Annotated in this window: 16 protein-coding genes, 2 tRNA genes, 3 rRNA genes and 1 other RNA gene; 20 read left to right on the forward strand and 2 right to left on the reverse strand. The window is 51.2% G+C overall.

What is annotated here, in order from left to right; genetic code table 11:
- Positions 1-191 precede the first annotated feature (191 nt).
- Positions 192-1343, reverse strand: coding sequence for a S8 family peptidase (locus MKX50_RS00580; RefSeq protein ID WP_339158114.1), 1152 nt, complete (start codon positions 1341-1343; stop codon positions 192-194).
- A 38-nt stretch (positions 1344-1381) separates the two neighbouring features.
- Here MKX50_RS00580 and MKX50_RS00585 point away from each other — a divergent pair, with 38 nt between their 5' ends.
- The 9 genes from MKX50_RS00585 to rpmE all read left to right on the forward strand — a co-directional run bounded on the left by MKX50_RS00585 (position 1382) and on the right by rpmE (position 10460).
- Positions 1382-1522, forward strand: coding sequence for a hypothetical protein (locus MKX50_RS00585; protein ID WP_213595520.1), 141 nt, complete (start codon positions 1382-1384; stop codon positions 1520-1522).
- Positions 1523-1825: 303 nt separating this feature from the next.
- Complete coding sequence (gene rpoE / locus MKX50_RS00590; protein ID WP_213595522.1) at positions 1826-2383, forward strand: DNA-directed RNA polymerase subunit delta; 558 nt, start codon at positions 1826-1828, stop codon at positions 2381-2383.
- A 284-nt stretch (positions 2384-2667) separates the two neighbouring features.
- Entirely contained in the window at positions 2668-4269 is a 1602-nt protein-coding gene (locus MKX50_RS00595) for a CTP synthase (RefSeq protein ID WP_213595524.1), read from the forward strand.
- A gap of 132 nt (positions 4270-4401) precedes the next feature.
- A complete protein-coding gene (locus MKX50_RS00600) occupies positions 4402-4779 on the forward strand; it encodes a response regulator (protein ID WP_055105456.1) in 378 nt (125 codons plus the stop codon).
- A gap of 253 nt (positions 4780-5032) precedes the next feature.
- The gene (fba, locus tag MKX50_RS00605; protein ID WP_213595526.1) at positions 5033-5887 is read left to right on the forward strand and encodes a class II fructose-1,6-bisphosphate aldolase; all 855 of its coding nucleotides are present in this window, start codon (positions 5033-5035) and stop codon (positions 5885-5887) included.
- 185 nt (positions 5888-6072) lie between these two features.
- Positions 6073-7326 (forward strand): UDP-N-acetylglucosamine 1-carboxyvinyltransferase, encoded by a 1254-nt coding sequence (locus MKX50_RS00610; RefSeq protein ID WP_339158116.1) that lies wholly within the window; start codon positions 6073-6075, stop codon positions 7324-7326.
- 156 nt (positions 7327-7482) lie between these two features.
- Positions 7483-8820 (forward strand): transcription termination factor Rho, encoded by a 1338-nt coding sequence (gene rho, locus MKX50_RS00615; protein ID WP_213595530.1) that lies wholly within the window; start codon positions 7483-7485, stop codon positions 8818-8820.
- Positions 8821-8885: 65 nt separating this feature from the next.
- Positions 8886-10154 carry a radical SAM protein gene (locus MKX50_RS00620; RefSeq protein WP_339158117.1) on the forward strand — a complete coding sequence of 423 codons (1269 nt, stop codon included), beginning with the start codon at positions 8886-8888 and terminating at the stop codon, positions 10152-10154.
- A 108-nt stretch (positions 10155-10262) separates the two neighbouring features.
- The gene (rpmE, locus tag MKX50_RS00625) at positions 10263-10460 is read left to right on the forward strand and encodes a 50S ribosomal protein L31 (RefSeq protein WP_155613487.1); all 198 of its coding nucleotides are present in this window, start codon (positions 10263-10265) and stop codon (positions 10458-10460) included.
- Positions 10461-10554: 94 nt separating this feature from the next.
- Here the strand turns inward: rpmE and MKX50_RS00630 are convergent, their stop codons facing one another.
- A complete protein-coding gene (locus MKX50_RS00630) occupies positions 10555-11817 on the reverse strand; it encodes a stalk domain-containing protein (protein ID WP_339158118.1) in 1263 nt (420 codons plus the stop codon).
- A 147-nt stretch (positions 11818-11964) separates the two neighbouring features.
- Between MKX50_RS00630 and ffs the strand changes: the two genes are divergently transcribed.
- The 11 genes from ffs (at position 11965) to MKX50_RS00685 (ending at position 21646) form a co-directional block, all read left to right on the forward strand.
- Positions 11965-12232, forward strand: an RNA gene (ffs, locus tag MKX50_RS00635) — signal recognition particle sRNA large type.
- A 240-nt stretch (positions 12233-12472) separates the two neighbouring features.
- Complete coding sequence (gene dnaX / locus MKX50_RS00640; protein WP_339158119.1) at positions 12473-14224, forward strand: DNA polymerase III subunit gamma/tau; 1752 nt, start codon at positions 12473-12475, stop codon at positions 14222-14224.
- Positions 14225-14290: 66 nt separating this feature from the next.
- Entirely contained in the window at positions 14291-14602 is a 312-nt protein-coding gene (locus MKX50_RS00645) for a YbaB/EbfC family nucleoid-associated protein (protein ID WP_213595537.1), read from the forward strand.
- 27 nt (positions 14603-14629) lie between these two features.
- Entirely contained in the window at positions 14630-15229 is a 600-nt protein-coding gene (gene recR / locus MKX50_RS00650; protein WP_213595539.1) for a recombination mediator RecR, read from the forward strand.
- A 146-nt stretch (positions 15230-15375) separates the two neighbouring features.
- Entirely contained in the window at positions 15376-15672 is a 297-nt protein-coding gene (locus MKX50_RS00655) for a DUF2508 family protein (RefSeq protein ID WP_213595541.1), read from the forward strand.
- Positions 15673-15710: 38 nt separating this feature from the next.
- Complete coding sequence (locus MKX50_RS00660; RefSeq protein WP_213595551.1) at positions 15711-15974, forward strand: pro-sigmaK processing inhibitor BofA family protein; 264 nt, start codon at positions 15711-15713, stop codon at positions 15972-15974.
- Positions 15975-16315: 341 nt separating this feature from the next.
- Positions 16316-17871 (forward strand): 16S ribosomal RNA (locus tag MKX50_RS00665).
- Between the two features lie 133 nt (positions 17872-18004).
- Positions 18005-18121, forward strand: a 5S ribosomal RNA gene (rrf, locus tag MKX50_RS00670).
- A 45-nt stretch (positions 18122-18166) separates the two neighbouring features.
- A tRNA-Ile gene (locus tag MKX50_RS00675) sits at positions 18167-18243 on the forward strand.
- 97 nt (positions 18244-18340) lie between these two features.
- Positions 18341-18416, forward strand: a tRNA-Ala gene (locus tag MKX50_RS00680).
- 299 nt (positions 18417-18715) lie between these two features.
- Positions 18716-21646: ribosomal RNA gene (locus MKX50_RS00685) — 23S ribosomal RNA — on the forward strand.
- Together the 16S, 23S and 5S rRNA genes with 2 tRNA genes alongside form the textbook arrangement of a ribosomal RNA operon.
- The last annotated feature ends 45 nt before the right edge of the window (positions 21647-21691 follow it).

The raw sequence follows: 21691 nt of genomic DNA on the forward strand, positions 1-21691 counted from the left end.
GCAAGCAGCGAGTCGTCGCGCCTGCGCCTGGGGCGGTAGTGCCATCTGCAGCGCGCCGGCCGGCTTGGGAGCCGTCTTCTTTGCTACTGCGAAGAGGGCGGCTTTTTGCGCGGCGGTGCTCCGCCGTGCGGCGTTCGGCAGGGCTGCGCTCCTCTGCAGCTTGCAGGCCGCCCTGCCGGGTCCTGCCGGCGTCAGCTCTGCCGGCGCCGCGATGTTTTGGCTCGCAGGAGGCGCACTGCGCTAACCTCGCCCGGCCTGATCCGCCCCCGGGGTAGCGACCCAGCCAGCGGACGCGCCGTGCGGCGAAGCCGCTGCTTGATCTCGTCCGGTGTAAGATTCGGCCGCGCTGCCAGCAGCAAAGCGATAGCGCCGCTGACATGGGACGTCGCCATCGATGTGCCGCTCATTTCGCGGTGTCCTCCACCGAGCCAGGAGGACGTGATTTTTTCCCCAGGGGCGTAAATGTCGATATAGGGGCCATAATTGCTGAAGGAGGCCACCTTTCCGTCCCGGTTCGTGGCCCCTACGGAAATGGTCTGGGCATATTTTGCCGGATAATCCGCGGTTCGCTGTTTTTTGTCGTTTCCTGAGGAGGCGACAATAACGACGCCCGCTTCATGGGCTTTCCTGACAATATTTTTAAGGGATATGCTTGTCGACTTCATGCCGAAGCTCATGTTGATAATGTGCATACGGTTTCTGATGCACCAGTCAATTCCAAGGATAATATCGGACACGTACGCTGAGCCGTTATGATCAAATGCCTTGACAGGATATATTAATGAACGGGGAGCCACGCCAATCATCCCTTGCGCGCCGCCGGCCGCGGCGATCGTTCCGGCAATATGGGTGCCGTGTCCGTTATCGTCATGAGGCAGACTGGCACGGTTCAGCAAATGAATGCCGCGTGCCAGGGAATAACGCAGATCGGGATGGTTGTAATCCGCTCCCGTATCGATGACAGCTATACGGATGCGATGTCCTGTCGAGACAGACCATACTTCAGGTGCTCCAATCCGCTTTACACCCCAAGGGATCTCAGTGGCGCGTTCTTTGGTACGGGAAGCTGGCGAATTAACGCTGATGGTGGAGTCGCTTTCGACATATAGCCCGGGTTCGGAGTCCATTTGGCCGTCCTGAAGACGCAAAGGGCAGAACAGGGCCTGCAGCAGCGGCGATGAACGGATGGACTGCAGGGCGGGATATTTGTGCCGATACTTGAACCATTGACGGATGAATTCATAATAGTGGCTTGGCTGCAGAAATCGGACGATATGCCGTCCGCTTTTTCCGGAGGGGTCGATGGAGTCGTTCAAAAAGCGCAGTAATTTGGCGTAATCCATAGATGATATCCTCCCGAGTTAGCGTGTTGGAGTATATTATGATGAAGCTGCTGACCGGGAGTGGGGAAGTGGCCCTGTTCCAAGGAAATGGGCAAACAGGCCTGCAGCTATCAATAATAAAAATATTGTTAGAAATGCTGCAAAAGGCTGTAAGTCCCGTGTCCAAAGGAAGAATATAGACATAGGATGAAGTGAAGGCCTTAAGGGTCTTCATGACCACCCGAAGAGAAGGCTCGAGCCTTTTTCTCGGTCGGATACAGTCGAGAGACGGCGAACGATTTGTTCCCGTCTTTTCTAATGGATTTAGCGCCGCAGGGCAATACACGATTTGGACACGTTTTAACCACACTATTAAACTTGACATCTTAATACCAAATAGGTTTTACTTAGGTGTGATATGGATATGTTAGTGAAGGAATCAAGTTCCAATTTGATTTCGGCACCTGTATAGTGAACTTTGCGTGAGAGGAAGTGTCCGCCTGGTGAGTACCCCACTTAATTTGAAAATCGACCCGGAGAAGGTCCATGAAATTCCAATGGTTGACTTGGCCTTTTTGATTTTGAAAGCGGCGAATACACCGTATTATTACCGCGACCTGATGAACGAGGTAGCGAAGATCCGCAATATGTCGGAGGAAGAAATTAATGAAGCGATCGCTCAATTGTACACGGAGATTAACATTGACGGTCGATTTGCCTGCGTAGGCACGAACCTGTGGGGCTTGAAGCGCTGGTATCCGATTGAGAAATCTGAGGATCCTGTGGCGAATGCGAAGCGTCCACGCATCATTAATGATGATGATGACGATTTGGAAGACGAGGACTTCACGGATGAGGAAGACGATTTCACGGACGAAGACGACGATTTCGATGCGATCGATGAAGAGGACGAGCAAGACGAGCTGTTCTCGGATGATGACGATGACAGCGTCGACGAAGTCGATGAAGAGCCGCTGATCGATGATGAAGAACTCGATGAAGAGGACGAAGATTCGGATTCCGAAGATGAGGAATTCGAGGATGAATTCGAAGATAAATAAACCCGGTTTTCATCCTTTGGGTTTGCACGAAATTGCCACAATTGTAACCTCTTGAAATGCTCTCTTCTTTACTTGACAGGGGAGATGCTAACGGGTAAACTATTGCATGGGCTTATGATTCAAACCTATAAATATGTTCTAAATTTTAAAAGTGCCCCGACCTATTCGGGTGTCACTTTTTTGTTTTTTTATGTCCATTTTAGCTATGATTCGTGGGCTAATGGGTTACGCTATGATCTGAGTCGCCTGAATTTCTGGACTATTATGTAGGAGGTTTTTTGACTGTGGCAAAATATATTTTCGTAACAGGCGGGGTTGTATCGTCCCTGGGCAAAGGGATTACGGCCGCTTCACTCGGCAGGCTGTTAAAAAATAGAGGTTTAAAGGTAACGATCCAGAAATTCGATCCTTACATTAACGTGGATCCGGGTACGATGAGTCCTTACCAGCACGGGGAAGTGTTCGTCACGGACGACGGGGCCGAGACTGACCTCGATCTTGGTCACTACGAACGCTTTATCGACATCAACCTGTCCAAGAACAGCAATGTAACGACGGGCAAAATCTATTCCTCCGTCATCGGCAAGGAACGCCGCGGAGAATACCTCGGCGGAACAGTTCAAGTCATCCCGCACATTACGAATGAAATTAAAGAGCGTGTATTCGTGGCAGGCCGCGAGGCGGGCTCGGACGTGGTCATTACAGAGATCGGCGGAACGGTGGGCGATATCGAGAGCTTGCCCTTCTTGGAAGCGATCCGCCAGATCAAGAGCGACGTTGGCCGCGACAATGTCATGTATATCCACGTCACGCTTATTCCATATATCAAGGCTGCTGGGGAAGTCAAAACGAAGCCGACCCAGCATAGCGTCAAAGAGCTTCGCAGCATCGGCATTCAGCCGAACGTGATCGTATGCCGCACGGAGCATGAGTTGTCCGAAGACATGAAGGCGAAGATCGCTCTCTTCTGCGACATCGATGCCAATGCGGTAGTAGAGTGCCGCGATGCGGACACGTTATATGAAATTCCTCTTAACTTGCAAGGGGAAGGGCTAGACGAGATTGTCGTCAATCACTTGAAGCTGAATGCACCGGCTCCAGATATGAGCGAGTGGGTGAAGCTGGTTGACCGGATCAACAAACTGGAGAAGACGGTTGAAATTGCAATCGTCGGCAAATACGTAGCTCTTCATGATGCGTACCTGAGCGTCGTAGAGTCGTTGTCGCATGCCGGCTTTGACAATAATGCGGAAGTTAAAATTCGCTGGGTGAATGCGGAGGATATTACCGCAGATAACGTAGCTGAGCAGTTGAAGGGCGTCGGCGGCATTCTTGTGCCCGGAGGATTTGGCGACCGGGGGATCGAAGGCAAAATTACGACGATCCGTTATGCCCGCGAGCAGAAAGTTCCGTTCTTCGGCATTTGCCTGGGTATGCAGGTAGCTGTCATTGAAACTGCACGTGCGCTTGCTGGCCTGGAAGGCGCGAACAGCTCGGAGATCAATCCGGCTACGCCGCATCCGGTGATCGATCTTCTGCCAGAGCAGAAGGATATCGAGGATCTGGGCGGAACCATGCGTCTCGGCCTGTACCCATGTAAGCTGGTGCCGGGCTCCTTGGCTGAGCAGTGCTACAAGACAGAGCTGGTGGATGAACGGCATCGCCATCGTTATGAGTTCAACAACAACTATCGTGAACAACTGGAAGCGGCAGGCCTGCGCATTTCGGGAACGTCGCCAGACGGCCGTCTCGTCGAAATCGTCGAGCTTCCTGACCATCCGTGGTTCCTGGCTGTTCAATTCCATCCTGAATTCACGTCCCGTCCCAACCGGCCGCAGCCGTTGTTCCGCGAGTTCGTGAAGGCATCGATCGCGCATAATTCTTAATTTTTTTCTCTTCCTATAGGAATCACGAATGATTTTAAGTATCTTTTTACCAAATTAGAAGGGATTTCCTAAATCGAGGCGAATTATACCTTATGAGAATTACAAGGGCTAGACTTGTAGGAGGGTGTCTCAGTGGAAGAGAAGAAAGTGTTAATTGTCGATGATCAGAACGGAATCCGTATTTTATTAATGGAAGTGTTCAGCAGCGAGGGCTATAAGACATTCCAGGCTGCCAATGGCAAGATGGCTTTGGAGATCGTCCGCAGCGATTCACCGGATCTGGTGCTTCTCGACATGAAGATCCCCGGCATGGATGGACTCGAGATATTGAAGCATATTAAGGAAGTCAATCCGGCCATTAAGGTTATCATGATGACAGCTTATGGCGAGCTGGATATGATCAAGGAAGCGACAGAGCTTGGCGCGTTGAGGCATTTTACGAAGCCTTTCGACATTGATGAAATGAGAATGGCGGTAAATATGGAGCTGAAGGGCGGCGCCGTCCTTTAAGCGGAAACAGCAATCAAATATGTCGTAAAGACAGCCTCCTTCGGGCGTGGGAAATTCGTTTCCCTTCGCTTGAGGGAGTTTTTTTTACATATATGTGGGTAAGGTTTTAGGTGGGATCAACGATCGGTTGGCGGCATAATTTCATAAATAGATGGAAAAGCTTGAATAGTATTTTTGTCGGGTTGTGTTATAATAATTACGTGTGAATGTCGGCAAAATGAATACAAACAAACGTCCTAGGAGGATTGGAGCCATGCCATTAGTAAGTATGACAGATATGTTGAACAAAGCTCTTAAAGGAAAGTATGCAGTGGGTCAGTACAACATCAACAACCTGGAGTGGACATACGCGATTCTTGAAGCTGCCGAAGAAGAGAAATCTCCGGTAATTCTTGGCGTATCCGAAGGTGCAGCTCGTTACATGGGCGGATTCAACACCGTTGTGAAAATGGTGCAAGGCCTGATGGAAGACTTGAAAATCACAGTTCCTGTAGCGATTCACCTTGACCACGGTTCGAGCATTGAGAAATGTAAAGAAGCGATCGATGCCGGATTTACTTCCGTCATGATTGACGATTCCCACAGCCCAATTGAGAAAAATATCGAAACGACGAAAGCTGTCGTTGAATATGCGCACGCTAAAGGCGTATCCGTTGAAGCCGAAGTAGGTATGGTCGGCGGACAAGAAGACGACGTCATCGGCGAAGTAATGTACGCGAAGCTGGATGACTGCGTACGTATCGTGAAAGAGACAGGCATCGATACGCTTGCGCCGGCTCTTGGCTCCGTACACGGTCCTTACAAAGGCGAACCGAATCTTGGCTTCAAGGAAATGGAAGAGATCTGCAATGCGGTTAGCCTTCCGCTGGTTCTGCATGGCGGTACGGGAATTCCTACGCATGATATTAAGAAAGCCATTTCCCTCGGTACTTCCAAAATCAACGTGAACACGGAGAACCAAATGTCCTTCACGAAAGTGGTTCGCGAAGTTCTGGCCGAGAAGGCTGAAGCTTATGATCCTCGTGTATTCCTTAAACCTGGCCGTGAAGCTATCAAGCAAACGGTTATCGGTAAAATGCGTGAGTTCGGTTCCAGCAATCAAGCCTAAGCCAATAACTCCAGGCACAGTTTGCAATTCATATTACAAGAAAGACACCGCTCCTCGGGCGGTGTCTTTCCTATTTCAGTACATAAGTGGTATTATGGATAAGAATCGTTGAGTGCTATTGAGCAAGATGTATTATGTCCAATGGATTGAGGAACTATTTTCGGCTTCAGGGGGATTTTCTTCTTATGGAAAAGTTAATGATTCATGGCGGACGCCCGCTCAGGGGGACCGTTCAAATTAGTGGAGCCAAGAACAGCGCGATTGCGCTCCTTCCTGCCGTCATCCTGGCGGAATCGGAAGTAACTCTGGATAATTTGCCGCATCTTAGCGATGTGGCGGTATATACGGAAATATTGGAGGAGCTGGGAGCGAAGGTAACCTGGACGGACGGCAAAATCAAGATCGATCCGAGCCAGATTCGCCCTATTCCGATGCCTAACGGCCCCGTGAAGAAGCTGCGGGCCTCTTATTATATGATGGGTGCCATGCTGGGCAGATTTGGGGAGGCAACGATTGGACTGCCAGGGGGCTGCAACTTCGAGCCACGTCCCATCGACCAGCATATTAAGGGGTTTGAGGCGCTGGGAGCCACGGTTACGAATGAGCACGGCTCCATCCATCTCCAGGCTAAAGAGCTGAGAGGCGCCAAAATATATCTGGATGTGAGCAGCGTTGGTGCTACGATTAACATTATGCTGGCTGCCGCGAGAGCCAAAGGCTCCACGATTATTGAGAATGCGGCGAAAGAGCCTGAAATTATAGATGTTGCCACATTGCTGAACTCGATGGGAGCCAGCATCAAGGGCGCGGGGACCGAGACGATCCGAATTGAAGGGGTTAGGGAGATGAGCGGCTGCCGCCACTCGATTATTCCTGACCGGATTCAGGCGGGTACTTATATGATCGCTGCTGCCGCGACCCGCGGCGATATGATCATCGACGGGGTTATTCCGAAGCACCTTGAGGCGCTTACGGCGAAGTTAATCGAAATGGGTGTTACGGTCGAAGAAATGGACGAGTCCATTCGTGTTCTTGGCGCGCCTCGGTATGAGCATGTTGACGTGAAGGCCCTTGTCTATCCAGGCTTTCCGACGGATATGCAGTCTCCGATGACCAGTCTGCTTACACAGGCGGAAGGGGTCAGTGTATTAAGCGATTTTGTGTATAGCAGCCGGTTCAAGCATGTCCCGGAGCTCGTACGGATGGGCGCGAAGATTCGCGTGGAAGGGCGCTCGGCCATTATCGAGGGCGGTGAGCTGAACGCGGCTAAGGTCAAGGCGACCGACCTGCGGGCAGGGGCGGCGCTCGTCATTGCGGGCCTTACCGTCAAGGAAGGGGTCACGGAAGTATCCGGCGTCGAGTTGATCGACCGCGGGTACGATCATCTTGTGACCAACCTGCGTGCACTCGGTGCCGATGTGTGGCGTCAGGCAGAGTAGAAGTTCTCTGCCGGTCGCATATTTTTGCTGGAACCGGGTAATATTAGTAAAATGCGTCTATCAATTTTCTGATTTTTAGACTTATACTGGTTTCATAGTGTAATAGACAATCAATTATTGCTGCACAACGATAAAATTGAATAGGTGGTATACTATATGGATTTACAAATCGCTGACTTGGAAGAAATGAAACTGACTGAGCTGTACAAGCTGGCGAAGCAGTATCAGATTCCTTATTACGGCCAGCTTAAGAAGAAAGAACTTATTTTTGCGATCCTGAGGGCTCAGGCAGAACAGAGCGGTCTGATGTTCATGGAAGGCGTCCTGGAGATCTTACCCGAGGGTTACGGCTTCCTCCGCCCGATCAACTATTTGCCCAGCACGGAGGATATTTATATCTCGGCCTCCCAGATCCGGAAATTTGATTTGAGGACAGGTGATCTGGTGTCCGGCAAATGCAGGGCGCCCAAAGAAAATGAACGATACTTCGGACTATTGCAAGTGAATGCCGTTAATGGCGAGAACCCGGCCATCGCAGCAGAGCGTCTGCACTTCCCGGCATTAACACCACTTTATCCGCAAAGCAAGCTCGTGCTTGAAACAACCCCTAACCATTTATCCACTCGCATTATGGATGTTCTAGCCCCTGTTGGACTTGGACAACGCGGTTTGATCGTGGCACCGCCCAAGGCAGGAAAGACGCTGTTGCTAAAGGAAATCGCCAACAGCATTTCTACTAATCATCCCGAGATTGAGCTATTTGTGTTACTTATCGATGAACGCCCGGAGGAAGTTACGGATATGCAGCGTTCGGTAAAGGGGGAAGTGATCGCTTCCACGTTCGATGAGCTGCCTGAGAACCATATCAAGGTGGCTGAGCTTGTGCTGCAGCGCGCGCTACGTTTGGTAGAGCATAAGAAGGATGTTGTTATTCTGCTAGACAGCATAACTCGTCTGGCCAGAGCCTATAACCTGGTCGTTCCGCCTTCAGGCCGTACGCTGAGCGGGGGGATCGATCCCGCGGCCTTCCATCGTCCGAAGCGTTTCTTTGGGTCGGCGCGGAATGTAGAGGAGGGCGGAAGCCTGACCATTTTGGCAACGGCTCTAGTAGATACGGGTTCCCGTATGGATGACATCATTTACGAGGAGTTCAAGGGGACGGGAAACATGGAGCTTCACTTGGATCGGAAGCTAGCGGAGCGCCGGATTTTTCCGGCTATCGATATCCGCCGTTCTGGGACGAGACGCGAAGAAGTGCTCTTGACGAAAGAGGAGCTTGATACGATTTGGTCTATCCGCAAAAATATGAACGACTCCTACGACTTTGTGGAGGGGTTCTTGAAGAAGCTGCGTGACAGCAAGACTAACGCGGAGTTTCTGGCTTCCTTCGACACCGCTGGCAATAACGCAGCTTCGTCAGGCAGTGGAAGCAGCACGCGCCGTACGACCCGTACCGCTGCGCCTTCAGGCTCCGGATCGGGTTCGTCATCTTAACAATAGGCCTGGCGCCATGGAATGGCTGAAGCATTCCGCAATCGAAAGGCAAAGAGGAGAACGACATGTATTTAGTATATGCAGACAACAAAGGGCAAGTATATGATCACCCCTCAATGTACGGTTTGGCTCGCAGTGGGGACATGATTGTGGAAATTCTGGAGGATGAGCTCATTCCGCTGCCGGAAGGAGCGACTCTGGTCGGGCTTCCCTCGACGAGGCCGGTAGGGATGGATCCAGACACCGGTGAAATGATGCCGGTCCCTGGAGATGTCCAGGCCGTAGGGGCTCTGCTTCCACAGGGCTTTACCCGCCTCTGTCTTCCGGGTTATGTAAAAACGGATAAAGAATATAAGCTCCCGCTGTTCGGATATTCTGCGGTGGTATGGAAGGACGGCCAATTTTACGTAACGGCGCGTTTATCCGACGATCCCGAGAAATGGAATCCTTTGAATTGCGATCCGCTGGAGCTGAAGAATCAAGTCAAGGCACTGCGGACAAAATATCCCGAGAACCGCTTATACGAGCATCTCTCGAACTGTGCCCTGGGATATGAATGTTTGACTGCTTCCAACACGTTCCTGAATCGCTGGGAGGGTGCGGTTCCCGTGTCGTACTCTTGTAATGCGGGCTGCTTTGGCTGCATCTCGGAGCAGCCGGATGACAGCGGGTTCGTCGCTCCGCAGACGCGCATGAACTTCCGCCCGCGCGTCGAAGAAATCGTTGAAATCATGCTGGAACATTTGAAGACCCCGGAATCGATTATCAGCTTCGGCCAAGGCTGCGAGGGAGAGCCTTCGACGCAAGCCAAGCTGATCATCGAAGCGATCCGTGAGGTTCGGCGCCAGACGGATTTGGGTTATATCAATATTAATACGAATGCGGGGCTGAGCGACCATATCCGCGGCATTGTCGATGCCGGGCTTGATTTGATGCGCGTCAGTACGATTAGTGCGTTGGATGATCATTATAATGCTTACTACAAGCCTCGCGGGTATTCTTTGGCGAATGTAGAGAAGTCGCTCCGCTATGCCTCGGATCAGGGCGTGTATACGTCGATTAACTATTTGATTTTTCCGGGCGTGACGGATCGGGAGGAAGAGATCGAGGCGATGATTGAATTCGCCCGTCGTACAAAGCTTCGCCTGATTCAGCTTCGCAACCTTAATATTGACCCAGAGAGTTATTTGCAGCTTATTCCTCCAGCAAAAGGGGATATATTCGGCATGAAGCAGGCGATTGAAATATTTCAGCAAGAGCTGCCGGATGTAGTCATCGGTTCTTATACCCATGTACCCCCTGCTGAATTAGCACGAGTAAAAGTACGGGGATAAACCTCATATATTCCAATTGCGCGACAAAACATGGCGTGATATAATCACGTTATGTGTCATTATAACTCTGTGCACGCTTGAGGCCCAGGGCGGAAAGAAGGTGAAGTCATGAACGAAGCTATTCAACCTAAATATCACGTGACAACGGTAACTTGCGCTTGCGGAAATACCTTTGAGACAGGTTCTGTGAAACAAGACCTGCGCGTTGAGATTTGCTCCAACTGCCATCCATTCTTCACAGGTAAACAGAAATTCGTGGATGCTGGTGGACGTGTTGATAAATTTAAGAAGAAATACGGCATCTAATCTACGTTTGATAGAGACATGCTGCGTTTGCGGCATCGTGAAATACATGGAAAATCCCCTGCCTGATGGCAGGGGATTTGTTGTCGTTACCGTTTTATTTTTTGAATTCGATACTTTGTTGCATTTGTGTCCACTCGTCGCTGCTAACTAACCCGAGTCTCCATATCGCTATGCCTTTGAGGTTGTAACGCTTTGCTAAGCCGATCAGCGTGTTCACTGAATGGGTATTCTCGCTGTTAAGGTTCAGACCAAGGACCAGCTTGTCCTTCTTCGTCTCCTTCAGGGCAAGGCGAATCGCTTCATCCACTTTATCAGCAGGCTCGGGCTGCCCTGTTCCGCCGCTGCTGCGGTAATCATAGGCCATGATGATGATTTCGTCGGCAATTTGGCCGAGCGCTTTGTAGTCATAGCCTTGATACGAGGAGTTCAGCGGATGGAGCGCAAGAGCCAGCCTCAGATTCTCGGATTTGGCTTGCAAGGATACCTCCTTGACGAAGGCGGTGAAGGAAGAACGGGTCTTCGCTTTGTCCGTGGTAAGTCCCAGCCCTTCGAAATCCAGCAGGATGCCTTGAAATTGATTGTTTTTAGCGGCAGCGATCATTTCTGTAATGGCTTGTTTTCGGGCGTCGGCATTTTCGATGATTTTGGTTAATTCGCCATGAACGTCTCCCGAGTAGACCATTAAATAGGGGAGGGTCCGTGATTTGGCCGCTTCATTGACCAAACTCTCGGGGGTGATGTCTCCCGCTGGCTGAGGCCATTTGAAATCTTTTCCGCTTAGCGTAAATTTGCCGTTCTCGTCAATCCGGCTCCAGCCGAAGGCGACGGAGTCCAGGCTTGGTATGACCGATACGTCGGAGAAGGACGAGATGGCATAGAAGCCCATGGTATACATTCGCTGCTTCGGGGAGGATATCGAGACGGTACGCGTCTTCTGATCCCAGTTGACCTGGGCGCCGAATTGCTGGCTGAAGAAGCTGAGCGGGATTAAGGTATGCCCGTCTGAAGTCTGGGGCGCTACCGCCAGGTCTACACTGGATCCATTCACGGTCGACTTCCTGCTGTCTAGGGTTAGCTGTACGCGAACAGAACTAGGACCATTCCCTTTGACGGCGGAAATGCTCTTGGTGTTTTCGTCCCAAGTTACTTGAATGCCGAGCGCTTCTGAGATCGCGCGAAACGGCACAAGAGTAGTTCCCTCTTTAATGATAGGCTCGGCTGGAAACTGCAGGGGGTATCCGTCAAGCATAATGCGGATTGAGGTGTCGGCATAAGCTTGCTGCGGCAGCGACGTTACTCCGCTGAGAGTGCCGATCCATATTGAGGCGGCAAGGGCGAATTTACCTATTCTTCTCATTAAGGTACATCCTCTCTATGAAGTTCCATATTATTCTATAAATATATCAAACTTTGAGAGAGAAGGCATGTGTTCACGAATAATCTTAAATAGACAACTTTTACCGTCGGTTGCATTTTGGACAGGTATGAGCTATACTTATTTTCACCGTGCTAGATGGGGAGGTAGCGGTGCCCTGTAACTCGCAATCCGCTATAGCGAGGTTGAATTCCTGTTAGAGGTCTTGCCGATGTGAGGTCCGGTCTTTACGGCAGACGTTGACAGACGGGTCCTCCGCAATGAGTACCTGTGAACCTGGTCAGGTCCGGAAGGAAGCAGCCATAAGCAGTCATACTTTTGTGCCGGGGGGAAGCCTGTCTCGAGTTGCGCCGTAAAGGTGCCGCTTGGATCGCAATGATCAATAACAGGTGCACGGCTACATAGGTTTATAGAGCGACATCTTTGTCTTTCGGACAGAGATGTTTTTTTATTTTTATTTTTATTTACCGGATCCCTTCGTCCGAAATCATCTGCAATCTTCCTGCTTGTATTGAAGGGAGTGAAGGGTTAATCTTTTACTCGGGGACATGTCCGGATAGAAGTTTTTCTCGTCCCTCGAGTATAGTATAATGGGAAAGTGACGATTATCGTTTCAAGAAGAAAGAAGGTGCCGCATATGGAGCATATTGCGCTGTACCGTGCTTGGCGGCCGCAGTCGTTTCAGGACATGGTAGGACAACAGCACATTATTCGCACGCTGCAGAACGCGATTCGGGAGCAGCGGCTGTCGCATGCTTATTTGTTTAGCGGGCCTCGGGGAACGGGGAAGACGAGCGCGGCCAAAATTTTGGCCAAAGCCGTGAACTGCGAGAAGGGGCCGGCTTCGGAGCCGTGCAACGAATGTGACGCTTGCCGCCGGATTACGGCAGGGGCTGTTATGGATGTACTTGAGATTGACGCCGCTTCCAACAGGGGAGTCGAGGAAATTCGTGATTTGCGCGAAAAGGTGAAATATGCCCCTACCGAGGTGCGGCAGAAGGTTTATATTATTGATGAAGTTCACATGCTGACGACGGAAGCATTTAATGCGCTGCTTAAGACGCTGGAGGAGCCGCCGCCGCATGTCATGTTTATCCTTGCGACAACAGAGCCGCATCGGCTTCCAGCAACGGTAATATCCCGCTGTCAACGCTTTGACTTCCGCCGGGTATCCCTGGAGGAGCAGTGCGAGCGGTTAAAGCTGATTTGCGAACAGGAGGGCATTACGGCCGAGGATGAAGCTATCCAGTATATCGCGCGGTTGTCGGATGGCGGCATGCGGGATGCGCTGAGCATCCTGGATCAGATCGCTTCGTTCTCAGACGGGCATGTATCCTACAAGCAGGCGCTGGATATGACAGGCGGGATTCCTTCGAGGCAGTTCGCGGAAATCGCGAAGACGCTGATCGAAGGCGATGTCGGCGGTATGCTGCAGTTGATTGAGGGTCTTATGCAGGAAGGCAAAAGCGCTGATAAATGCATGGAGAATCTGCTGTATTACTTCCGGGATTTATTGATGATTAAAATGGTGCCGAATGCGGAAAAAATGACGGAGCGCGCGCTGGATCTCCAGGAATTCAGAGAGATGGCAGAAGTGTTTACGCGCCCGCAACTGTTCCGGATTATCGACACGCTGAACCATTATCAGACCGAGATGAAATATGCGCTGCAGCCGCAGACGCTGTTTGAGGTAGCTCTTTTGAAGCTCTGCAGCATTCCGCAGAGCGAAGAAGCGGTTAATGTACAGGCTGCCTCTGCTGTTACTGCGAGCTCCCCTGCCGATCCATCTGAGATTCAGCAGCTTCGCCGGCAGGTGGCGGAGCTGGAGAAGAAGCTTGAGCGCGCAATGCAGGGGGGACTCGGTGGCGGAAGCCAAGACGGGGATAACAGAGGGAATCGCCCGGCATCGCGGACGACGGCGCCTCGCGTGGCCTCGAAGGCCAAGATCCCAGCGGGGATTGACCGCTATGTAGCCCAGCGCAGCAGCCCGGAATTCATGGAAGTGCAAGGAAAATGGAATCAGGTGCTGCAAGGGGTTAAGGATGAGAAGATTACCATTCATGCCTGGTTTGTGAACGGCGAGCCCGTTTCCGTGCTGGATGATGCCATCCTAGTCGCATTCAAGAACGATATTCACCGCGAAACTACAGAGAAGCCTGCGAACAAGCAGCTCATTGAAATGGTAATGGAGCGGGTGATGGGTTCACCGTACCGTCTGGTGACGATGATGCTCAAGGACTGGAATGACAGTATTGAAGGCGCTGGGTCAGAGACATCGAAGGAGGAGCCTTTTCAGTTAGAGCCCTCGGATGATGGCGGCGGCAAGGAGCCATGGGTAGACGAGGCTTTGAACATGTTTGGGGATGACCTCGTTGTTGTGAAGGAGTAACAGGCTGGATTTTTGTACAATTCTGATTAACATATAAATGACTAAGAAGAAGGAGATGTTGGACAGATGAACAATATGAACCAAATGATGAAGCAAGTGAAGAAAATGCAGGAGCAAATGCTGAAAGCCCAGGAGGAGCTCGGCAGCAAAACCGTCGAGGGAAGCGCGGGCGGCGGCGTAGTTACCGTTGAAGTGACCGGACATAAGAAAGTGTTGTCCATCAATATCAAGCCAGAGGCTGTAGATCCGGACGACGTGGAAATGCTGCAGGACTTGGTGCTGACCGCGGTAAATGATGCGCTTGGCAAAGCGGATGAGCTGGCTAACAACGACATGGGTAAATTCACAGGCGGAATGAAAATTCCAGGCTTGTTCTAATTATAAGACTGAAGGAGATCACGCTCATTGTATTATCCCGAACCGATCGCCAAGCTGATCGACGCTTTTACTCATCTGCCGGGAATCGGCCCTAAGACGGCCGCGAGGCTGGCGTTTCACGTGCTGAACATGAAGGAAGACGATGTGATTGATTTTGCCAAGGCTCTGGTTAGCGTCAAACGGAATCTTCACTACTGTTCAGTATGCTGCAATATTACGGATACCGATCCTTGCCGGATTTGCCAGGACAAGACGCGGGATGCATCCGTAATTTGCGTAGTCCAGGACTCCAAGGATTTGGTGGCCATGGAACGGACAAAAGAGTTTGATGGTTACTATCATGTACTGCAAGGCGCTATTTCACCCATGGAAGGACTTGGTCCGGATGACATCCGGCTGAAGGAGCTGCTTAACCGTCTTAGCGATGAACGGGTTAAAGAGCTGATTTTGGCGACTAACCCCAACATCGAAGGAGAGGCTACGGCGATGTATATTTCTCGCCTCGTGAAGCCGTTCGAGATCCGGGTTACCCGGATTGCCCATGGGCTGCCGGTCGGCGGCGACTTGGAGTATGCGGATGAAGTAACCTTATCCAAGGCGCTCGAGGGGCGGCGTGAATTAAGGTAACTTTAAAGAAGGTTGATTCGGAAGCACTGGTGTTATGACCAGGGCTTCTTTTTTGCTTTTATAGCCCATTTGTACGCGGTAGGTTCTAAGTTTGTCCCTTTCCCGATACACATGAAATATACCGATCTGGGGGGGGCGGATATAACGTGAAATTGAGGCAATGGCTGCTGAGCAGGAAGAAAATGAGACAGTATGATAATGAGCTTGAATATAAGGAGCAATTGTATCGTGAGGTAATGAAAGCCCGGCGACAGTGGGAACAGGCTTATTGTGCCCTTCAGGAGGCAGTGGGTGCGGATGAGGTAGATATAGCCATATATACGCTGGAAGCCGCGGAAAGAAGGTACCAGGTTCACTTAAGGGCGGCAAAGCAGGCGAATGTGACATGGGAGCCATTTCAATTTGGGTCATACTCAAAGGACGGATTCTATCTTCGAGACTGATAGGCGATATATGTTTCTGTTAGGAGGGGTGACGAATGATGAAAATGATATTGTCTCTAGTGCTTATTGGGTCATTGCTGCTGCTAGGTTATATCGTGTTTTCGCGCAGGCTGGGATTAGCATGGCTTACTCGCCTTGGCCTTCATGTTGTGTTGGCTGCACTGGGAATATATATCGTCAATTTCTCGGGTCTGCTTACGGAGACATATATTCCGATGAACCCGGTCACGATAAGCACGGTTCTTATTCTTGGCCTGCCTGGTGTAGGTTTACTGCTGGGGCTTAAATTAACAATGTTATGATCACATTTCGTGGTTGACGTTAAATTGAGTTCTGTGATACATTATAAATCGCTTCTTCAATTGGCCGTGCTTGTCAGGGTCAATCAGTAAATATTTTTTTAAAAAAAGTATTGACTTGAGGAGAGCGAGCATGATATATTATAAAGGTCGCTGCTGAAACAACGGTGACACACGAAACAAAGTTGATCTTTGAAAACTGAACAACGAGTGAGCGGGTTTCACGCAAGTGAAATCTAAATAATAGAGTCAGATGAAAATCTGATCTCGTCAGATTCAAAATGAGCAAGTCAAACACCTTAGCTGAAAGAGATCTTACCTTCGGGTAAAATTGCCTTTCATCTTTATTGGAGAGTTTGATCCTGGCTCAGGACGAACGCTGGCGGCGTGCCTAATACATGCAAGTCGAGCGGAGTTATTTTGGAAGCTTGCTTCCGAAATAACTTAGCGGCGGACGGGTGAGTAATACGTAGGCAACCTGCCTGTAAGACTGGGATAACTGCCGGAAACGGTAGCTAATACCGGATAAATCATTTCGCCGCATGGCGGGATGCTGAAAGACGGAGCAATCTGTCACTTACAGATGGGCCTACGGCGCATTAGCTAGTTGGTGGGGTAAAGGCCTACCAAGGCGACGATGCGTAGCCGGCCTGAGAGGGTGAACGGCCACACTGGGACTGAGACACGGCCCAGACTCCTACGGGAGGCAGCAGTAGGGAATCTTCCGCAATGGACGAAAGTCTGACGGAGCAACGCCGCGTGAGTGATGAAGGTTTTCGGATCGTAAAGCTCTGTTGCCAGGGAAGAACGTCTTGGAGAGTAACTGCTCCGAGAGTGACGGTACCTGAGAAGAAAGCCCCGGCTAACTACGTGCCAGCAGCCGCGGTAATACGTAGGGGGCAAGCGTTGTCCGGAATTATTGGGCGTAAAGCGCGCGCAGGCGGTCATTTAAGTCTGGTGTATAAACTCGGGGCTCAACTCCGAGTCGCACTGGAAACTGGGTGACTTGAGTGCAGAAGAGGAGAGTGGAATTCCACGTGTAGCGGTGAAATGCGTAGAGATGTGGAGGAACACCAGTGGCGAAGGCGACTCTCTGGGCTGTAACTGACGCTGAGGCGCGAAAGCGTGGGTAGCAAACAGGATTAGATACCCTGGTAGTCCACGCCGTAAACGATGAATGCTAGGTGTTAGGGGTTTCGATACCCTTGGTGCCGAAGTTAACACATTAAGCATTCCGCCTGGGGAGTACGGTCGCAAGACTGAAACTCAAAGGAATTGACGGGGACCCGCACAAGCAGTGGAGTATGTGGTTTAATTCGAAGCAACGCGAAGAACCTTACCAGGTCTTGACATCCCTCTGACCGGTCTAGAGATAGGCCTTTCCTTCGGGACAGAGGAGACAGGTGGTGCATGGTTGTCGTCAGCTCGTGTCGTGAGATGTTGGGTTAAGTCCCGCAACGAGCGCAACCCTTAGGTTTAGTTGCCAGCACATAAAGGTGGGCACTCTAGATCGACTGCCGGTGACAAACCGGAGGAAGGTGGGGATGACGTCAAATCATCATGCCCCTTATGACCTGGGCTACACACGTACTACAATGGCCAGTACAACGGGAAGCGAAACCGCGAGGTGGAGCGAATCCTATCAAAGCTGGTCTCAGTTCGGATTGCAGGCTGCAACTCGCCTGCATGAAGTCGGAATTGCTAGTAATCGCGGATCAGCATGCCGCGGTGAATACGTTCCCGGGTCTTGTACACACCGCCCGTCACACCACGAGAGTTTACAACACCCGAAGTCGGTGAGGTAACCGCAAGGGGCCAGCCGCCGAAGGTGGGGTAGATGATTGGGGTGAAGTCGTAACAAGGTAGCCGTATCGGAAGGTGCGGCTGGATCACCTCCTTTCTATGGAGTACCTCGCTTCCGTAGCGAAGCGGTACAAATCACGGTCAGCGCAAGCTGCCGGATACACTTTGCGAATGCAAAGTGAACACATCGCTCACTCGTTGGTCAGTTTTGAGAGTTCAACTCTCAAGCGTTTGGTGGCAATGGCGGAGGGGTTCCACACGTACCCATCTCGAACACGACCGTTAAGCCCTCCAGCGCCGATGGTACTTGGACCGCAGGGTCCTGGGAGAGTAGGACGTCGCCAAGCGCACCCCGTTTTATGGGTGTTATTTAAATTGAACATTCCCTGTATGGGCCCTTAGCTCAGCTGGTTAGAGCGCACCCCTGATAAGGGTGAGGTCGGTGGTTCGAGTCCACTAGGGCCCACCATACAACTCCATAATATGCGTCATACTTGATGAGGTTCCCGTGATTTGTTACGGGACAAGTTTCAGAGTGTGCCGTAAATTTTTTGGGGCTTGGATATGGGGCCATAGCTCAGCTGGGAGAGCGCCTGCCTTGCAAGCAGGAGGTCAGCGGTTCGATCCCGCTTGGCTCCACCATTAACAATATCTCTTCCATAACTTACCTCTTGAATGGTGAGTACGGATTTGATAAGATAGTCTTCCGCCGGTAAAATGGCGAAAGAAACTTGATCCTTGAAAACTGGATAACGAAACGAAATTTGCGTTTTAGAAAATTCCTTTTAGCTGAACTTGTGTCAAAACAAGTTTAATTAAAAGTAGCTAGCGAACGTTTTGGGATAGGCGATCCTTTGGGAGTTACTTTCCACCTTGGTTGAATTTATTCGATCAGGAAAGTAACGTACAACAGAGCGAATAGCCCGAAATGAGAGCGTTATGGTTAAGCTACTAAGAGCACACGGAGGATGCCTAGGCGCTAGGAGCCGAAGAAGGACGTGGCGAACAACGAAACTGCCTCGGGGAGCTGTAAGCAAGCTTTGATCCGGGGGTGTCCGAATGGGGAAACCCGGCTGTGGTAATACGCAGTCACTCACATCTGAATACATAGGGTGTGAAGAGGCATACCAGGGGAACTGAAACATCTAAGTACCCTGAGGAAGAGAAAACAAAAGTGATTCCGTCAGTAGCGGCGAGCGAACGCGGATTAGCCTAAACCAGAGAGCTTGCTCTCTGGGGTTGTGGGACGTCTCACATGGAGTTACAAAGGAAGAGGTTAGACGAACAGGTCTGGAAAGGCCGGCCATAGAAGGTAAAAGCCCTGTAATCGAAAGTCTGTTCCCTCCGAGACGGATCCCGAGTAGTGCGGGGCACGTGAAACCCCGTATGAATCTGCCAGGACCATCTGGTAAGGCTAAATACTCCCTAGCGACCGATAGTGAAGCAGTACCGTGAGGGAAAGGTGAAAAGCACCCCGGAAGGGGAGTGAAAAAGAACCTGAAACCGTGTGCTTACAAGAAGTCAGAGCCCTATTGATGGGTGATGGCGTGCCTTTTGTAGAATGAACCGGCGAGTTACGTTCCCGTGCAAGGTTAAGGTGAAGAGCCGAAGCCGCAGCGAAAGCGAGTCTGAATAGGGCGACTTAGTACGTGGACGTAGACCCGAAACCGGGTGATCTACCCCTGTCCAGGGTGAAGGTGCGGTAACACGCACTGGAGGCCCGAACCCACGTATGTTGAAAAATGCGGGGATGAGGTGGGGGTAGCGGAGAAATTCCAATCGAACTCGGAGATAGCTGGTTCTCCCCGAAATAGCTTTAGGGCTAGCCTCGGTAGGACAGTCGTGGAGGTAGAGCACTGATTGGGTGCGGGGCCCGCCAAGGGTTACCAAGCTCAGTCAAACTCCGAATGCCATAGACTGATTAACCGGGAGTCAGACAGTGAGTGCTAAGATCCATTGTCAAGAGGGAAACAGCCCAGACCATCAGCTAAGGTCCCCAAGTGTGTGTTAAGTGGGAAAGGATGTGGAGTTGCACAGACAACCAGGATGTTGGCTTAGAAGCAGCCACCATTTAAAGAGTGCGTAATAGCTCACTGGTCGAGTGACTCTGCGCCGAAAATGTAACGGGGCTAAACACACCACCGAAGCTATGGCTTGATGCATTGCATCAGGGGTAGGGGAGCGTTGTATGCGGATTGAAGTTGGACCGGAAGGACTGGTGGACTGCATACAAGTGAGAATGCCGGTATGAGTAACGAAAAGATCAGTGAGAATCTGATCCGCCGAAAGCCCAAGGTTTCCTGAGGAAGGTTCGTCCGCTCAGGGTAAGTCGGGACCTAAGGCGAGGCCGAAAGGCGTAGTCGAAGGACAACAGGTTGAAATTCCTGTACCACCGTAATCCGCTATGAGCGATGGGGTGACGCAGTAGGGTAGTGACGCGAGCTGATGGATGCTCGTCCAAGCAGTGAGGCTGATGTGTAGGCAAATCCGCACATCGTTAAGGCTGGGCTGTGATGGGGAGGGAAAATTTACAGTACCGAAGGTCATGATCTCACACTGCCAAGAAAAGCCTCTAGCCAGGAGAAGGTGCCCGTACCGCAAACCGACACAGGTAGGCGAGAAGAGAATTCTAAGGCGCGCGGAAGAACTCTCGTTAAGGAACTCGGCAAAATGACCCCGTAACTTTGGGAGAAGGGGTGCCCCGGTAGTGTGAATAGCACGAGGGGGCCGCAGTGAAAAGGCCCAAGCGACTGTTTAGCAAAAACACAGGTCTGTGCGAAGCCGTAAGGCGAAGTATACGGGCTGACGCCTGCCCGGTGCTGGAAGGTTAAGGGGAGCGGTTAGGGAGCAATCCCGAAGCTGTGAACCGAAGCCCCAGTAAACGGCGGCCGTAACTATAACGGTCCTAAGGTAGCGAAATTCCTTGTCAGGTAAATTCTGACCCGCACGAATGGCGTAACGACTTGGGCGCTGTCTCAACGAGAGATCCGGTGAAATTTTAATACCTGTGAAGATGCAGGTTACCCGCGACAAGACGGAAAGACCCCATGGAGCTTTACTACAGCTTGATATTGAACTTTGATGCGATTTGTACAGGATAGGTGGGAGCCTAGGAATCCGGAGCGCCAGCTTCGGTGGAGGCATCGTTGGGATACCACCCTGATCGTATCGAAGTTCTAACCTAGGACCGTGATCCGGTTCGGGGACAGTGTCAGGTGGGTAGTTTGACTGGGGCGGTCGCCTCCTAAAGAGTAACGGAGGCGCCCCAAGGTTCCCTCAGAATGGTTGGAAATCATTCGCAGAGTGCAAAGGCAAAAGGGAGCTTGACTGCGAGACTGACAAGTCGAGCAGGGACGAAAGTCGGGCTTAGTGATCCGGTGGTACCGCATGGAAGGGCCATCGCTCAACGGATAAAAGCTACCCTGGGGATAACAGGCTTATCTCCCCCAAGAGTCCACATCGACGGGGAGGTTTGGCACCTCGATGTCGGCTCATCGCATCCTGGGGCTGAAGTAGGTCCCAAGGGTTGGGCTGTTCGCCCATTAAAGCGGTACGCGAGCTGGGTTCAGAACGTCGTGAGACAGTTCGGTCCCTATCTGTCGTGGGCGTAGGAAATTTGAGAGGAGCTGTCCTTAGTACGAGAGGACCGGGATGGACGCACCGCTGGTGCACCAGTTGTTCCGCCAGGAGCATAGCTGGGTAGCTACGTGCGGATGGGATAAACGCTGAAAGCATCTAAGCGTGAAGCCCTCCTCAAGATGAGATTTCCCAATTAGTAAGACCCCTTGAAGACGACGAGGTTGATAGGCCTGAGGTGGAAGTGCAGCAATGTATGGAGCTGACAGGTACTAATCGGTCGAGGGCTTATCCAATTCCCTATATAGAAGTAGGGCTAACACGCAAATGAAGTTTCGTAT

It is taken from the genome of Paenibacillus sp. FSL W8-0186 (assembly GCF_037969765.1).
Classification (GTDB): Bacteria; Bacillota; Bacilli; order Paenibacillales; family Paenibacillaceae; genus Fontibacillus; species Fontibacillus woosongensis.

Coding starts and splice junctions, on each gene's coding strand:
- MKX50_RS00580 (WP_339158114.1), bottom strand. CDS start 1,343: ATGGATTACGCCAAATTACTGCGCTTTTTGAACGACTCCATCGACCCC.
- MKX50_RS00585 (WP_213595520.1), top strand. CDS start 1,382: ATGATGAAGCTGCTGACCGGGAGTGGGGAAGTGGCCCTGTTCCAAGGA.
- fba (WP_213595526.1), top strand. CDS start 5,033: ATGCCATTAGTAAGTATGACAGATATGTTGAACAAAGCTCTTAAAGGA.
- MKX50_RS00610 (WP_339158116.1), top strand. CDS start 6,073: ATGGAAAAGTTAATGATTCATGGCGGACGCCCGCTCAGGGGGACCGTT.
- rho (WP_213595530.1), top strand. CDS start 7,483: ATGGATTTACAAATCGCTGACTTGGAAGAAATGAAACTGACTGAGCTG.
- MKX50_RS00620 (WP_339158117.1), top strand. CDS start 8,886: ATGTATTTAGTATATGCAGACAACAAAGGGCAAGTATATGATCACCCC.
- rpmE (WP_155613487.1), top strand. CDS start 10,263: ATGAACGAAGCTATTCAACCTAAATATCACGTGACAACGGTAACTTGC.
- MKX50_RS00630 (WP_339158118.1), bottom strand. CDS start 11,817: ATGAGAAGAATAGGTAAATTCGCCCTTGCCGCCTCAATATGGATCGGC.
- dnaX (WP_339158119.1), top strand. CDS start 12,473: ATGGAGCATATTGCGCTGTACCGTGCTTGGCGGCCGCAGTCGTTTCAG.
- MKX50_RS00645 (WP_213595537.1), top strand. CDS start 14,291: ATGAACAATATGAACCAAATGATGAAGCAAGTGAAGAAAATGCAGGAG.
- MKX50_RS00660 (WP_213595551.1), top strand. CDS start 15,711: ATGAAAATGATATTGTCTCTAGTGCTTATTGGGTCATTGCTGCTGCTA.